The following is a 16,191-nucleotide window of genomic DNA, read 5'->3' as shown; positions in this document are numbered from 1 at the left end:
TTAGCTTTAAATCTTCTTCAATCCAGCGGAACAAGGGTCCCTTGATGGAATGTCATTTTCCAGCCTACTGTTTTTTCTCCCCAATTATCTCTTTCTCTCGCCAGATGATCAGACTACGAATCCTTTTTCATTCATGTCCATAATTAAACGAATTTCACCATTTTGTAATTTTTCTTACCGCGACGAACAATCGCAAACGCATCATCCAGACGATCTGCTGCGCTGACCTCGTATGCTGTATCTGTCACCCGTTCACCGTTCAATGAAATCGCACCATTCGTCACATCTTCACGAGCTTGTCGTCTTGACGGTGACACGCCAGAATCGACGATAAAGTCAACGATATTTTTAACTTCTTTCGCCATTTCAAACGAAGGGACGTCTTTGAATGCGTCTTTCATTTCATTCGCAGTAAGTGTTTTCAAATCACCACTGAATAATGCTTTAGAAATACGTATTGCTTGGTCAAGCGCTTCCTGGCCGTGAATCAGGCGTGTCATTTCTTCTGCCAGTCTGAGTTGCGCTTTCCGTAAATGTGGTTCTTCTTGTATCGTAATTTCAAACGCTTCGATTTCTTCACGCTCTATGAACGTGAATATTTTCATATATTTAACGGCATCTGAATCCGCTGTATTAATCCAGAATTGGTAAAATTCATATGGAGATGTTTTTTCTGCATCGAGCCACACTGAGCCGCCTGCACTTTTACCGAATTTCGTACCATCTGCCTTTGTGACAAGTGGAATTGTGATGCCGAATGCTTTTACTTCTTCTTCATGCGTTTTACGAATCACTTCTAGTCCCGTCGTAATATTGCCCCACTGATCCGATCCGCCAATTTGGACTCTACAACCATAATTATTGAATAAATGGTTGAAATCAATTCCTTGAATAAGCATATACGAAAACTCCGTGAAGGAAATTCCGCTATCTAGACGTGATGCAACATTGTCTTTTGCAAGCATGTAGTTCACACCTAACAATTTACCGTAATCACGTAAAAACTGGATGACACTCATCGAACCGACCCAGTCATTATTATTCACCATTTGCGCGCCATTTTCAGAACTAAAATCGAAAATCCGCTCCATCTGCTTCTTAATCCCAGCCACGTTTTTATCAATCTGTTCAGTCGTTTGTAGCTGTCTTTCCTCCGCGCGACCTGATGGATCCCCAATCATACCCGTAGCTCCGCCAACAAGTAGAATCGGACGATGTCCATGCATTTGGAAACGGCGAAGCGTAAGCAGTGGAACGATATGTCCAATATGCATGCTATCAGCAGTAGGATCGACGCCGCAGTACAGAGAAATTTTCTCCTTACTCAGCAAATCTTCAAGACCTGCCTCATCCGTCTGTTGGTAAAGTAACCCTCTCCACTTTAAGTCTTCCATTAATTTCTCTTTCATCCTAACCCCTCCTGTAATTTAAGTACTAACGCACCGCGTCAAGTGGGCCATATAGCGCCTATAACTAGACAACAAAAAAGCCCTTACACGATTTAAAAAAATCATGCAAGGACGCTAATTATCGTATTAACGCGGTACCACCCGGCTTGAGAAAAAATTCTCCACTCAAAACGCAATAACACTGCGCACGCGTCACACTCCAGAGCTGTAATTCATGATTGGCTTACCGGACAGCTTTCACCAGCCGCTGTCTCTCTAAACGGTTCCACAACCACTACTTCGACTCATTCAACATGTGAAAGTATATGTATCAATAATTCTAACCGAAATTCAAAAGTTGTCAAACATTATCGATTGGATTTTATGGAAATGTGCTATAATAGGTAAGATTTCAGGAGGTTGATTTAAGTGAGTAAACATCAAAAGAATCGTATTGATCTAATAGAAGAGAAACTTGAAACGATGACTAAAACGAAATGGGCTAAAGGGATGCGTATCACATCAGGCGTCACCTGGAACCTTTTACTTCTATTCTTCGTAGTAGGTTTGACACTAGTAGTATTTGCCGGTTCAGTCGGAGCAGGCTATTTCGCTTCATTGGTAGCCAAAGAACCACTTCGCTCTAAGCAAGAAATGCGGGAAGCAATCTTCACCTACGAAGAAACGTCCGAACTTTATCTCGCTGGCAATGTCTATATCGGTAAAGTTAACTCTGATTTAGAACGTAAGGAGACGAAACTGGAAAGTGTATCCCCATTCGTTATTGATGCGGTATTCGCCACAGAGGATGAGTATTTCGAACAACATGAGGGCATTGTTCCTAAAGCAATTTTCCGCGGACTATTACAGGATGTAACGAACTCTGATAACCAAACTGGCGGTTCGACTCTGACACAACAGCTCATTAAAAACCAAATTTTAACCAACGAAGTGTCATATGAACGAAAAGCGAAAGAAATGCTACTGGCAATGAGAATCGAGCATTTCATGACAAAAGATGAAATTCTTGAAGCCTACTTGAACATTATTCCATACGGCCGTAATTCAAATGGGCAAAATATCGCAGGTATTGAAACTGCAGCTGGTGGTATTTTCGCTTTAAAAGCGGCGAAATTGAATTTACCGCAGGCCGCCTTTATCGCAGGACTTCCTCAGGCCCCTTTCGCTTATACCCCTTTTAAAAGCGGTGGCGGATTGAAGGAAAAAGAATTCTTACAGCCGGGAATTAATCGGATGAAAACAGTTCTTTTCAGGATGAAGGAAACTGGCTATATAACAGAACAGCAATACAATGAAGCAATCGTCTATGATATTACAAAAGATTTCCGTGATCCCGTCATGCGCGCGAATGAAAGATATCCTTATTTGACGCAAGAAATTCAGAATCGTACGATAGAAATACTGGCTAAAATTATCGCAGAAAAAGATGGAATCGATGCTGAACGCCTTAAGCAAGAGGAGAAATTAAAAGAAAAGTATTCGATACTTGCGACGCGTTCAATGAAAAATGATGGCTTTAGAATTTACTCTACCGTTAATAAAGATCTATACGACAAGATGAATGAAGTCGGTAATGATTTCAAAAACTACGGATTCACCTATACGCGCGAAGTAAAAGATTCTGATTCCGGCGAGGTCCAATTGGCGGAGGATCCGGTCCAGGTCGGTGCAATTATGATTGAAAATAGCACCGGTAAAATCTTATCCTTCATCGGCGGCCGTGGACATGAACACGAAGCGCTTAACCATGCTACACAAGCATACAGACAGAACGGATCTGCTATGAAACCACTTCTCGTTTATGCACCAGCTATTGAGTATGGTGTCATCGGGGCTGGTAGTCCCGTCGTTGATGTTAAGTTTAATATTAAACAATCGGATGGTTCTATGTGGTCACCGAGCAACTATACTAAATCGATGGAGTATGGAATCATTCCTGCAAGGGAAGCACTCTCCAAGTCATTGAACTTGGCAACGGCAAGATTATATCGCGACATCCTTGATCGACGCCCTGCCGAATTCCTCGATAAGATGGGCATCTCGAAACTTCTTCCTGGGGACTATGTAAATCCCTCTACTTCATACGGAGGCATGACGGTCGGGATGAGTGTCGAGGAAAATACGAATGCATTTGCAACATTTGCAAACGGTGGGCAGTTCATTGACTCATACATCGTCGAAAAAATCGAAGATATGGATGGTAATGTCGTCTATCAGCATGAAATTGAACCCGTTGATGTCTTTAGCCCCGAAACAAGTTATATCGTTACCGATATGTTACGTGATGTTCTGAAACCTGGCGGTACAGGCTCGCAAGTAACACAAAACATGAAATTCACTACAGATCTTGCTGCCAAAACGGGAACAACACAAGGTTACGGTGACGCATGGCTTGTTGGATACAACCCAAATGTTTCTCTTGGAGTTTGGCTCGGATACAAAGACCGAACACGGAGTCTCTATTACGGACTGGAAAAGCAAACATTGCATCCTACCACAAGGACAAGCATGCTTTTCGCCCGTATCATGAATGCCGCGAACGAAGTAACACCAGAAATAGTCGGAGCCTCTGCAAAATTCAGTCGTCCTGACGGTGTCGTTGAAAAATCATTCTGCGGTATTTCTGGGCTCGCTCCCTCTGCTGCATGTTCATCTGCAGGGCTCGTTAAAACAGATTTATTCAACGCAAAAGTGATGTTACCTACAAAACCGGATGATAGCATTACCTCTTCTTCTTATGTGTCTGTTAAAGGGTCGAGGTATCTTGCACTTCCATCTACACCTAGCGAATTCGTGTCATCAGGCGGCACAGGCGTTAACCAAGTGTTCATCGACCGAATGCTCGGACCTTGGAGAGGCGATCCTTCAAAACTGTTCCCAGCAAACTCGGCTTTCGCATCTCATGTCGTGTCTGGAGCTATATTTAATGCTGATGATGTCGCTCCTGCACCAATAACTATTATTTTGAATGGAACGACAATTACCTGGGGAAATTCACCTTCCAATGATGTTATTGGGTACTACATTTATGCAAACGATGTTAAAATTGGAACAATAAAAGACGGTTCTTCAAACGCCTTTACAGTCGGGGCCGGCTCATACACAGTCAAGGCTGTCGACATTACCGGAAGACTTTCAAACGGCTCCAATGCAGTCACCATTGCGGCGCCGGAACCAGAAAAGGAAGTTATTGAAACGCCTCCTACGGAAAACGTACCGCCTGTTACTCCACCTCCTGCAAGCGAGGACGGGAATAACAGTGGTACCACCCCTCCTGCAAGTGGAGATAACGGAACTGGTGATGAATAGGAAAAAGAGCTTGTCCGCTGTTAATAGCGGACAAGCTCTTTTTTTGAAAGATAAGATAGCATAAGGTTTTTCGACTTAGAATAGTGTCTAGCTACAGGTGCCAGCCGCTTTTCTTGGTTGCTTGACGTTAGTCATCCATTGTAGACAGATCACCTGTCGGCAAATTCAGTTCCCAAGCCTTTAACACACGACGCATAATTTTTCCGCTTCGTGTTTTCGGTAATTTATCTTTGAATTCAATTTCACGCGGAGCAGCATGTGCCGCCAGCCCTTTTTTAACAAATTGTCGAATATCTTCTTTTAATTCATCCGTTGGCTCAATTCCTTCATGAAGTGCCACAAATGCTTTAATTATCTCGCCGCGAACCGGATCGGGTTTACCGATAACCCCAGCTTCAACAACCGCGGGATGCTCAAGAAGTTTACTTTCCACTTCGAATGGTCCTACCCGTTCTCCACTTGTCATAATCACATCATCGACACGGCCTTGGAAAAAGAAATATCCGTCCTCGTCGATGTATGCTGAGTCACCCGAAACATACCACTCATCATTGATAAAGGTAGATGCATATTTTTCTGGATTATTCCAAATTTGTCGCATCATCGCAGGGCAGCCTTTTTTAATAGCCAAGTTACCCATATGATTTGGAGGCAATACATTCCCTTGATCATCAACTATGGCCGCTTCAATTCCCGGAACTGGTTTGCCCATCGATCCCGGTTTAATTGGCAGACATCCGAAATTACAAATTGTTTGCGCACCTGTTTCGGTCATCCACCATGTGTCATGGATACGCAATTTAAACGCTTCAGATCCCCACCGGATTACTTCTGGATTTAGTGGTTCACCCACGGAAAGAATATGACGCAGTGATGAAAGATCAAAATTGCTTAATGGTCCTTCTCCAACTCCCATAAGCATTCGGAATGCAGTTGGCGCACTATACCAAACCGTGACACCATATTCCTCAATCGCCCCATACCAGGCATCTGCCGAAAATCTGCCGCCAAGAATCAGGCTAGTCGCCCCGGCAAGCATCGGTCCGAAAATACCATAAGCCGTGCCTGTCACCCAACCTGGATCCGCGGTACACCAGAAGATGTCCTCGTCTTTTAGATCCAGTACCCACCGCGTTGTCTGCAGTTGCTGCACCATCGCTTCCTGTACATGGACGACGCCTTTAGGTTTTCCAGTTGAACCTGAAGTGTAATGCAGAAGAGTTGGGTCTTCTCTGTCCATCCATTCAACTTGAAAGTACTGCGAAGCATCTTTCATATGCTTGTTAAAGTCGACGATAAGACCTTCTTCTACTACATTTTCTCCTACAATAAAGATTGTCTTCAGGTGTGGTAATTTATCGACAGGTACCCGTTCAAGAAGTTCAGGTGTCGTGATGATTGAAGTCGCTTCACTATCAGACAGTCTGTCATAGACAGCACCTTCCATAAATGCTTCGAACAACGGTCCGACGATAGCACCCAGCTTCAACGCGCCGAGGAGTGCAAAATACAATTCCGGTGAGCGTGGCATAAAGATGAAAATCCGGTCACCTTTTTCTAGCGGCGACTGATTGCGCAATACGTTTGCAGCTTTATTAGACATCTTTTTCATTTCGTTATACGTATAGGTTTCTTTGCGATTCGCATCTTTATAATAAAGTGCAACCTTGTTTTTTCGATAGGAATCCGCATGGCGGTCTACCGCTTCATGGGCAATATTTATGAGTCCACTTTCAAACCAGCTGAATTCTTTCTCTGCATCTGCCCATTTGAATTCTGCGGCCATACGATCATAATCTGCTAACTGATAATCCCCCTTAACTGCGGGCAACGTTTTCATTACCAATTTACTTCACCCTTTCATTATTACAATATAAATATCATTCTACCTCAATCCAAACCTAGTTGTCTAATTAATTTTATTTTTCCAACAGTTTTAAATTTGTAGAAATCAACTAGCTTTTATTTATTGATATTGTTGTATACTAGATAGTAGGTTTATATCAAATACGGAGGTGATCATATTGGAACATATAAAAACATATAACGCGATGGAGATAAAACATAAGAATGGAGACATTGTTATCGAGGGGCCCATTACTGCAGATTACCTTGCTAGCCTTGACTTCCACGAGGATCTTATTGCATTCAGACCTCCTGCACAACAACACAAGGCACTCATTGAAATTGCAGGACTCCCAGAAGGTCGTATTTTAATCGTTCGCGATTCGAATGAAATTGTGGGCTACGTAACTTATTTGTATCCCGATCCTCTGGAGCGATGGTCGCAAGGGAATATAGAAAAATTAATCGAACTCGGGGCAATTGAAGTTATTCCAAAGTTCAGGGCCGGCGGAGTTGGTAAATCACTTTTACGCGTTTCCATGATGGATGATGCAATGGAAGATTATATTATTCTTACGACTGAATATTACTGGCACTGGGATTTGAAGGGTACAAAGCTTAACGTCTGGGAGTACAGAAAAGTAATGGAGAAGATGATGAATGCCGGTGGTTTGGAATACTACGCAACTGACGATCCTGAAATAAGTTCTCATCCAGCCAATTGCCTAATGGCACGGATTGGCAAAAGGATTAATCAAGAAACCATCCAGCAATTTGACAATCTACGGTTCATGAACCGATTCATGTATTGAAGGGAGGATAAATCAAATGCTAATTGAAGAAATAATGATAAAAGATGTTCTAACTCTTTCACCAGAAAACACTGTAAAAGATGCACTTGACGCCATGCGGGATAAAAAAGTTCGCCACTTGCCAATTCTTTCTGCGGATGGCACGGTAGTCGGCATCGTGACGGATCGAGACTTGAAAGAAGTTGTTCCCTCTTCCGTTTCCGAAATAAAAGACAACAGTCCGTATGATACTTTACTTTCCGACGTGATGACGAAAAATCCGATTCTCGGACATCCAATGGACTTTGTTGAAGAAGCGGCGGTACTATTTTATGATAATAAAATAGGTTCACTGCCAATTGTATCCAACAAAAAACTAGTTGGTATTATCACCGAAACAGATTTGCTTTACAAATATATTGAATTGACTGGCGCACATCAACCTGGTTCACAAATAGAAGTACGGGTTCCGAATACACCCGGGATCCTTTTCGAAGTATCCAAAGTATTTCACGAGCAGAAATTAAACGTTTTGAGTGTGCTCGTCTATCCTGATAAAGAGAACAAAGCAAACAAGATTCTTGTTATCCGGATTAATTCAATGAATCCTCTCAAAATTATTGAGGGACTGAAGGGTAGCGGATTTGAGGTCCTATGGCCAAATGTTCCAGGAATTGACGTATGAAAAAAGATGCCGTTTTCATCTTTTCAGAAGAGCAACTTGGCTACTCTTTTTCAGATTCGCATCCATTCAACCAAAAAAGAATTCTCTTAACTCTCGACCTTTTAAAGAAATCTGGAGCCATTCAAGACAGCGATATCATCGCACCTCGTATGGCGACAGACGAGGAATTACTTCTCGCCCACGACAAAAAGTTTATTGATATCGTAAAAAAGGCTGGTAAAGGTGAACTAACTGAGGATGTTGGCAGTATTTACGGTATCGGCACAGAGGATACGCCAATTTTTCCAAATATGCATGAAGCTAGTGCCATGCTAGTCGGCGGTACATTGACTGCAGTAGATGAAGTGATGCAAGGACGCTCTAAGTATGCATTAAACCTGGGTGGGGGTCTGCATCACGGATTCCATGGACGTGCTTCCGGTTTTTGCGTCTATAATGACAGCTCAGTTGCCATAAAATACTTACAAGAAAAATACGGAGCACGCGTTCTTTATATCGATACAGACGCCCATCACGGAGATGGCGTTCAATGGAGCTTCTATGATGATCCAACAGTCTGTACACTATCCATCCATGAAACTGGGCGCTACCTGTTTCCTGGAACCGGAGGTATAACCGAACGCGGCAATGGTGCCGGCTATGGGACTTCCTTCAATTTCCCTATAGATGCTTTCACAGAGGATGAGTCATTCCTTTCAATTTATAAAACAGCCATGAAAGAAGTGACTGAATTTTTCAAACCAGATGTCATCTTGACACAAAATGGGGCAGATGCACATTATTTCGATCCCTTGACCCATCTTTATGGAACAATGGATATTTATAAAGAAATTCCTCGTGTTGCACGCGAAATTGCAGAAGAATATTGCGAAGGCCGCTGGATAGCCGTCGGTGGTGGCGGATATGATATCTGGCGCGTTGTCCCAAGGGCTTGGGCTCACATTTGGCTTGCGATGAAAAATGTCCCTCCACCTACCGGTCCTCTACCCGCGGACTGGCTATCGACGTGGCAGGAGCAGTCTCCCGTTACACTCATTCCTACTTGGGAAGATCCTGTACCACTCTATGAACCTATTCCACGAAAAGATGAAATTACCGAGAAAAATGCGCAAATGCTTAGTCGGGCCTTACATATGATCCGCAACGAAAAAATCGACAAATAACCACGTCTGCTGATTAACCATTTGTTTGAATAAAATACCGGTGAGAAGGGCTTGATATCCTTCATTTTCACTGGACTATTTTCGGCCCGCTTACGGCTAACTATTCATGACAGATTTACTGAGGGGGCCTAGTTTGGCTAGAAGTGACTCCGTCACTTCTAGCCAAACTTTTTTCAGTAATCCTGTTGCGAATAGTTGCCTGTCGCGTACCTACACTATTCAAGTGAATAATGCAGTTGCTTTGAAAGAAAAGAATAGATGACATTCTTTAGTGAGAGTAAGCGCCCGAAGATACAATTTCGGGCACCCTTGCACATTGTATAATGCGTTCCTTGCTTACTCCTAGCAAAGAGTAGGCATGTAATCATGTGATGCGTACTAGAAAGTGACACTTCTTTAATAAAAAAAGAGAAAACCATAGAGAAAGTTTCAGCCGCCAAAATTGCATCTTTGGCGGCTTTTCTCTAGTTAAGAAGCCAGCTATTCTTTCGTCCAAAAAAGCTCCAAATGGACTACGTGTACTTATGCATTTGGAGAACGACGGATGAAGGACTACCATACGATTACCGAAAAGAATGCATAGTGATGCGACTTTGTCGCATCACTACGCATCCATACATCTCGGAAATCGTAATAGAGGTCATTCAATCCAAAGCAATTCAAATGCAACTAGACACGTAACCCCCAGTGTGTGATCAAGTTATTTGCTGGTTACTTTTGATTATTCAACAGACGTGACAAATAGCAATATTATTCCTCAAAAAGAGCAATCCCCTTCAGCCGGATAACCGCTTGATAGGATTGCTCTTTTTTCAAATGATCAGAAAGTATACGTTTTTTAACTTATAATAGTGTCTAGCTACAGGCGCCAGCCGCTCGGGTCATAAGCAATCCAGCTATGTGGCAAAGGGCACCACGTCGCTGGATCGACTTATGCCTACCGCGTCTAAACGGCGCCTTCCGCTTTTCTTATTGTCTAGCTACAGGCGCCAGCCGCTCGGGTCATAAGCAATCCAGCTATGTGGCAAAGGGCACCACGTCGCTGGATCGACTTATGCCTGCCGCGTCTAAACGGCGCCTTTCTCTTTTCTTATTTCATAGAATTACGGTCTTCAAGTCGGAAAGGTAAAATGACTTGTTGTTCTTCAACCTCTTCCCCGTTCATCAACTTCGTCAACAAACGCATTGACACTGCGCCTAAATCATAAAGCGGAACGACAATCGAAGTAAGTTGCGGTCTTACTACCCTTGCCAATATGGAATGTTCAAAACAGATGAGTTCGTAATCTTCAGGTACAGATAATCCGCCATCCCGAATTGCATTTAACAGACCGACAGCAATCGCATCGCTTCCTGCAATAACGGCAGTTGGTTGCCCCTGCAATCCACGAATTTGTTTCCAACCTTCATATGCACCATCGTACGTATCTTCCATTTCAATGACGAACTGCTCATCAACTGGAATATCCGCATCCTGGAGGGCTCTCATATAACCCGCTTTTTTACCGATACGGTTGATATCTCTTGTAAATGGCCCCGAAACAAAAACGATTTTCGTATGACCATTTTGAATTAATTTATTGACCGCTACATAAGCAGCTTCTTCATAATCAATATTCACCGTTGCTAACTGTTTTTCCACATCCAACGTTCCAGCCAAAACGATTGGTACATTCGCTGTCGACATTTCGGCACGCACTTCATCAGAAATTGAATCACTCATAAAAATAAGCCCGTCCACTTGTTTACCAAGATGGTCTTCTATCAATTCTACTTCTCGATCCGTGCTCTCATCGGAGTTCGACAGAATCATATTGTATTCGTACATCGTTGCAACGTCCGCTATTCCACGGGAAAGCTCAGAGTAGAAACTTTTCGAGATATCAGGAACGATGACTCCGATTGTTGTCGTCTTCTTACTAGCGAGACCCCTTGCAACAGCATTTGGTCTATAGCCAAGTCGTTCAATGCAGTCGAGAACTTTCTTTCTCGTTGCAGGTTTTACATTTTGATTGCCGTTAACGACACGGGAGACCGTTGCCATTGAAACATTGGCCTCCCTGGCTACGTCATAAATCGTTATAGCCATTAAAATCCCTCCTTCTATATATATATACTCATTATACCCTATGTAATCAAAACGCCGGAACCATTATAGGCCCGGCGTCTACTCATGAGATTGTTGTATGTGTGTTCATGAATTGGTTAATGGCTTCATAAAATTCATCAAATTGTTGCAGATCCATCTGTTGTGCAGAATCGGATAATGCAACAGCTGGATCTGGGTGCACTTCAGCCATTACGCCATCTGCACCAACTGCTATCGCAGCTTTCGCTGTAGGCAGTAACAAATCTTTTCTACCTGTAGAGTGAGTTACGTCAACGAAGACCGGAAGATGCGTCTCCTGCTTCAAGATTGGAACGGCAGAGATATCTAATGTGTTGCGAGTTGCCCGTTCATATGTACGGATACCACGTTCACAAAGGATGATCTGGCTATTACCTTTAGAAAGTATATATTCAGCTGCATGAATGAATTCATCGATTGTCGCTGCAAGTCCACGTTTTAGAAGAACTGGTTTATTAATCATTCCAGCCTCTTTCAGCAATTCAAAGTTTTGCATGTTACGTGCACCGATTTGAACAACGTCGATATACTCAAGCGCTTCTTCAAGATGTGACGGCGTAATGATCTCCGTAACAACTGAAAGACCCGTTTCATCAGCAACACGTTTAAGAATTTTCAACCCTTCAAGGCCAAGACCTTGGAAATCATACGGTGATGTACGTGGTTTGTAAGCTCCGCCTCTTATCATCGTTAACCCTTTTGCTTTGATGGACAATGCAACAGCTAAAACCTGCTCATACGATTCGACTGCACATGGACCATAAATGAATGACGGAGTTCCGTCCCCAATTTTATGGCCATTAATGTCCACAATTGTATCTTCGGCTTTTCTCTTACGGGATACAAGCAAAGCATTGCGTTGATCGTCTTCTTGTATTTCAAGTGCAGACATGAATATTCCTTTAAAAATCTGTTCAAGAACGCCGTTAGGTAACGGACCATTGTTAGATTCTTTTAGGAAATTAAGCATTTCACGTTCGCGAATCGGATCATACCGATTAACACCCTGCTTCTCTTTTACTTTACCAATTTCTTGGACTACAGTTGTTCTTTCGTTAATAAGATCCAAAACTTTAACATTCAGCTCGTTTACACGGCCGCGCAATTCATCTAAATCATTTTGTCTCATCTGTCCGTCTCCTCCCCGTATATATAATTCTCTTTCAGTAGAGAAGAATATATGTTACATTTTTGATAATAGACCTAAGTATAAAGAAGACTATTTGAAAAGTCACGTTATTTCTACTTATTCTTTTTAATACTGGACATTTATCGACAGAAAGGATGAATAATTCTGCCTACTACACTATTTGCACTCGACATCGGGACGCGTTCGGTCGTCGGAATCATCCTGATTGAAGACAACGGTATTTTTCACGTTGCAGATCTTGTTTCGATTGAACATAAAGAACGTTCAATGATTGACGGACAAATACATAATATTTTAAGTGTTGCAAGCGTTATTTCAGAAATCAAAGAAATACTTGAGGAAAAGCATGGTCCCTTGAAACGAGTCAGCGTTGCTGCCGCGGGCCGTGCCCTAAAAACATCAGAAGGTTCAATGGCTATCGACATTTCAGAAAGGTCCCTCATTTCTGTTGAAGACGTCAATCATTTAGAACTTGCAGCAGTCCAACAAGCCCAGCAAAAACTGCTGTCCTCCGATACGGTTACAAAAGACGATTATTATTATTGTGTTGGTTATTCCGTTCTTTACTACAAACTTGAAGGTGATGAAATAGGCAGCTTAATAGAACAGGCAGGACGATCTGCTTCTGTTGACGTCATCGCGACATTCCTTCCTCGAGTCGTTGTCGAATCACTTCTTTCGGCGCTCAAACGTGCAGGACTCGAAATGGAAGCCCTGACACTGGAACCGATTGCAGCTATCAATGTCCTAATCCCACCATCCATGAGACGCCTAAACGTCGCGCTTGTCGATATAGGTGCAGGGACATCGGATATAGCTATTACCGATAACAACACCGTTGTGGCTTACGGCATGGTACCACTTGCAGGTGATGAAATTACAGAAGCACTCAGCAACCATTATCTCCTTGATTTCCCGCTTGCTGAAACTGCCAAAAGAAGTATTACAACAGAAGATACAATTGTCATGACGGACATTCTAGGCTTTGAAGAAAATGTTGCATCAAGGGATGTAACCGTTATTATTAAACCTGCTGTAGACCGACTGGCAAAGTCAATTTCAGATGAAATCAAGCGCTTGAACAATGGAGTTCCCCCTAAAGCGGTCATGGTTGTTGGTGGTGGAAGTTTAACTCCCGGGCTGACAAAAGAAATTAGTGTATGCTTAGGACTTCCTGAAAACAGGGTAGGTATTCGGGGATTGGATGCTCTCACGGGAGTTACATTAGAACCTGGAATTATTTCATCACCAGAACTCGTCACACCAATCGGTATCGCTATCGCAGCAAGAAGAGCACCGATTCACTATATGTCCGTATCTGTAAATGACAAGGTGCTACGCCTATTCGAATTAAAAGAAATGACCGTTAGCGATGCACTTCTTGCCGCAAATATTAAAGCCCGCCAACTATACGGCATGCCTGGACTTGGAATGACAATAACAGTAAATGACAAGGATATCATTATACCCGGCGAACATGGTACACCCTCAACAATCCTATTGAATGGGGTAAAAGCGAGCACGAAAGACTACATTAAAAACGGGGATACTATCGACTTACTTCCAGGCAGTGATGGAACTAACGCAATCGCAACTGTACATGACCTTGTCGAGGATATGATGGCCATCAGTGCCACCATGGACGGAGTTGCAGTGCTATTGGAACCCCTTATTCACATTAATGGAGTTCTCAAAAGCATCCATACATCCATCCAAGACCGTGATAAAATTACAGTTACACATACCAGAACAGTCGCAGCAGCGTTTGAAAAAACACATCAAAATGGCCAGTTAATTGACAATACTTACACAGTATCCATCAATCAAAAAAAGGTCACCTTGAAAAAAAAGAACATCGAGTTCTTCATTATGGGTACTGCGGTGCAGCCTACGCACGTAATCAAAGATGGAGACCGGATTACAACTAAAAAACCGCCCAGCCCTACCATAGATGAAGTTATAGCTGAGATGGGTAAAAAGGCGTTCGATATACTATCGGTACTATTTAACAATGAAGCCGTCACAATTCGAAAACCACGACTTACTTTTACGCTGAACGGTCATGATACGGAAGTGTCTGCCATTGTTAAACCTGGTGACCGCCTCAATTTTGTAACACTAAGTGAAAGCCCTATTATTTTTGGCGACATCTTCGCATTTACAGATTATAGTTTGCCCGAAAACCCATCTAGTAATTATAAATTACTTCGAAACGGGACAGCAATCGGATTCAACGATGCTATTTTTGGCGGCGATAGACTTGAAATCAGTTTTACTTAAAAAAAGTCCATCTACTCGAATTTGAGTAGATGGACTTTTAACATATCATTTTCTCACTTCTCAAGAATGTCTGACACGTAGTTTTGAATCGTTATTTTATCTTTACCAAGGTTCTCACCGTCACCTTAAGACACATCACTATTGCCAGTTGTAGCTTCCCCAGCATTATTAGTCTTTCCCACAACTGCCGATTTTAATGCTTCAGCAGTAGCTGTCATACTTTCTTCTCCAGCTTCGATAGCATTTTCAATTTTGGAATTTGCTGTATCAACGAAATCAATAGACTCTTCACCTTCTGAAGATGCTGTTCCATCATCCATCGGCATAGATGTTTTCGATTTCATCGATTTCACTTTATCGACAAATTGTCCAGATTGTTCTTGGATTGTTTTCGATAATTCACCCGTTTTTTCTTTTGCGACCGAAGTTAACTCTGTTGCTTTTCCCTTCGCAACAGAACTGATTTCAATACTCTTATCTTTCAGTTGAGTTGCTTGAGTCGTAAGATTCCCTCGCATTTCACTACCCGTTTTTGGTGCCAAGAATAGTGCTGCAGCTGCTCCGATAACTCCTCCGACAAGTGCACCCATTAAGAAGCTTCCCGCTCCTGAACCTTCATTTTCATCATAGAAAGAATCTGTATAGTCCTTGTTATAATCATAATTTGCCGGTAGGTATGATGGTTGACCATACGCATTTTCATAACCTTGGCCACCTTGATTGTATTGTGGGTCATTATTAGTTGATTTCACTTTTTTTTCTTCACTCATATCCGATTCCTCCTATTTTTTCAAACTATATATATATTGAAATTTGGGTCCTATTTATAAGCCTTTATTCGGGCTAGGCAATCTCTTTTGGCCTGGTACTGGCTTGTAAGCAGTCCACCCTTTCGTGCTCGTCTTACCCGTCTTCCGTTCCTTTACTTTGCTCATAATGTCGATAACCACATTGCTCCATTGAATGATTTGCGCAATCTTGTCACTATTTCGTTCTGCTTCTGTAGCGATATTGCTGGAAACCCTTCGAACAGAGGAATTGAGTACTGTGACAGACTCCCCGACGCCTTTAACTGCATCGACAACAGTGTTCAATTTTTCGGCTTTCTGCTGAATGTCTTCGGCAAGTTGATTTGTTTTATGAAGAAGTTCTGTTGTTTCCGTTGTTACCCCTTCAAGTTGAGTCGTCAGCCCCTCCATTGTTCCAGATACACTTTGTAATGTCTTCTTCAATGAAGATAGGGTCTTCGCCAAACTAATGCATAAAATCAAAAATGCGATTGCAGCGACAATTGCCGCTATGTACAGTAAATTTACCACGGTACTGCCTCCTTCAAATACTCATATAATATTGTCTACCCTTTTCAAGAGTAAAATAAACGTTATTCCTCTTATTACCTCTTCGACATCAATCCTCAATTCCCTTCACAAA

Annotated in this window: 11 protein-coding genes and 1 other annotated feature; of the genes, 5 read left to right on the top strand and 6 right to left on the bottom strand. The window is 42.4% G+C overall.

Going from position 1 to position 16,191, the window contains the following annotated elements; genetic code table 11:
• Positions 1-143: 143 nt before the first annotated feature.
• On the bottom strand, positions 144-1,409 hold the full coding sequence (gene tyrS / locus H2672_RS05380) for a tyrosine--tRNA ligase (RefSeq protein WP_186670006.1): 1,266 nt from the start codon (positions 1,407-1,409) through the stop codon (positions 144-146).
• 104 nt (positions 1,410-1,513) lie between these two features.
• Positions 1,514-1,710, bottom strand: a binding site (T-box leader).
• A gap of 107 nt (positions 1,711-1,817) precedes the next feature.
• Between tyrS and H2672_RS05375 the strand changes: the two genes are divergently transcribed.
• A complete protein-coding gene (locus H2672_RS05375) occupies positions 1,818-4,718 on the top strand; it encodes a transglycosylase domain-containing protein (protein ID WP_370569609.1) in 2,901 nt (966 codons plus the stop codon).
• A gap of 127 nt (positions 4,719-4,845) precedes the next feature.
• Here H2672_RS05375 and acsA read toward each other — a convergent pair whose 3' ends face one another.
• Positions 4,846-6,558 (bottom strand): acetate--CoA ligase, encoded by a 1,713-nt coding sequence (gene acsA / locus H2672_RS05370; RefSeq protein ID WP_186670263.1) that lies wholly within the window; start codon positions 6,556-6,558, stop codon positions 4,846-4,848.
• Positions 6,559-6,742: 184 nt separating this feature from the next.
• On the opposite strand from acsA, the gene H2672_RS05365 reads away from it, so the two are divergent.
• From H2672_RS05365 to H2672_RS05355, 3 genes are read left to right on the top strand one after another with little or no spacing between them, the layout of a single operon-like run.
• Positions 6,743-7,375, top strand: a complete 633-nt coding sequence (locus H2672_RS05365; RefSeq protein ID WP_186670004.1) for a GNAT family N-acetyltransferase — start codon at positions 6,743-6,745, stop codon at positions 7,373-7,375.
• Positions 7,376-7,391: 16 nt separating this feature from the next.
• Positions 7,392-8,039 carry an acetoin utilization AcuB family protein gene (locus H2672_RS05360; protein ID WP_186670002.1) on the top strand — a complete coding sequence of 216 codons (648 nt, stop codon included), beginning with the start codon at positions 7,392-7,394 and terminating at the stop codon, positions 8,037-8,039.
• A complete protein-coding gene (locus H2672_RS05355; protein ID WP_186669995.1) occupies positions 8,036-9,202 on the top strand; it encodes an acetoin utilization protein AcuC in 1,167 nt (388 codons plus the stop codon). Before H2672_RS05360 ends, H2672_RS05355 begins: the two co-directional genes overlap by 4 nt.
• A gap of 1,090 nt (positions 9,203-10,292) precedes the next feature.
• Here H2672_RS05355 and ccpA read toward each other — a convergent pair.
• Complete coding sequence (ccpA, locus tag H2672_RS05350) at positions 10,293-11,291, bottom strand: catabolite control protein A (protein ID WP_186669993.1); 999 nt, start codon at positions 11,289-11,291, stop codon at positions 10,293-10,295.
• An 82-nt stretch (positions 11,292-11,373) separates the two neighbouring features.
• On the bottom strand, positions 11,374-12,459 hold the full coding sequence (locus H2672_RS05345) for a bifunctional 3-deoxy-7-phosphoheptulonate synthase/chorismate mutase (RefSeq protein ID WP_186669986.1): 1,086 nt from the start codon (positions 12,457-12,459) through the stop codon (positions 11,374-11,376).
• Positions 12,460-12,747: 288 nt separating this feature from the next.
• Between H2672_RS05345 and H2672_RS05340 the strand changes: the two genes are divergently transcribed.
• Positions 12,748-14,760 (top strand): cell division protein FtsA, encoded by a 2,013-nt coding sequence (locus H2672_RS05340; RefSeq protein ID WP_255485373.1) that lies wholly within the window; start codon positions 12,748-12,750, stop codon positions 14,758-14,760.
• 125 nt (positions 14,761-14,885) lie between these two features.
• Here the strand turns inward: H2672_RS05340 and H2672_RS05335 are convergent, their stop codons facing one another.
• Both H2672_RS05335 and H2672_RS05330 read right to left on the bottom strand, forming a co-directional pair.
• A complete protein-coding gene (locus tag H2672_RS05335; RefSeq protein ID WP_186669977.1) occupies positions 14,886-15,530 on the bottom strand; it encodes a YtxH domain-containing protein in 645 nt (214 codons plus the stop codon).
• A gap of 54 nt (positions 15,531-15,584) precedes the next feature.
• Entirely contained in the window at positions 15,585-16,079 is a 495-nt protein-coding gene (locus tag H2672_RS05330; RefSeq protein ID WP_186669975.1) for a DUF948 domain-containing protein, read from the bottom strand.
• Between the last annotated feature and the right edge of the window lie 112 nt (positions 16,080-16,191).

The organism is Sporosarcina sp. BP05, from assembly GCF_014282005.1.
Classification (GTDB): domain Bacteria; phylum Bacillota; class Bacilli; order Bacillales_A; family Planococcaceae; genus Sporosarcina.
This window is presented reverse-complemented; position numbering and strand designations above follow the sequence as displayed.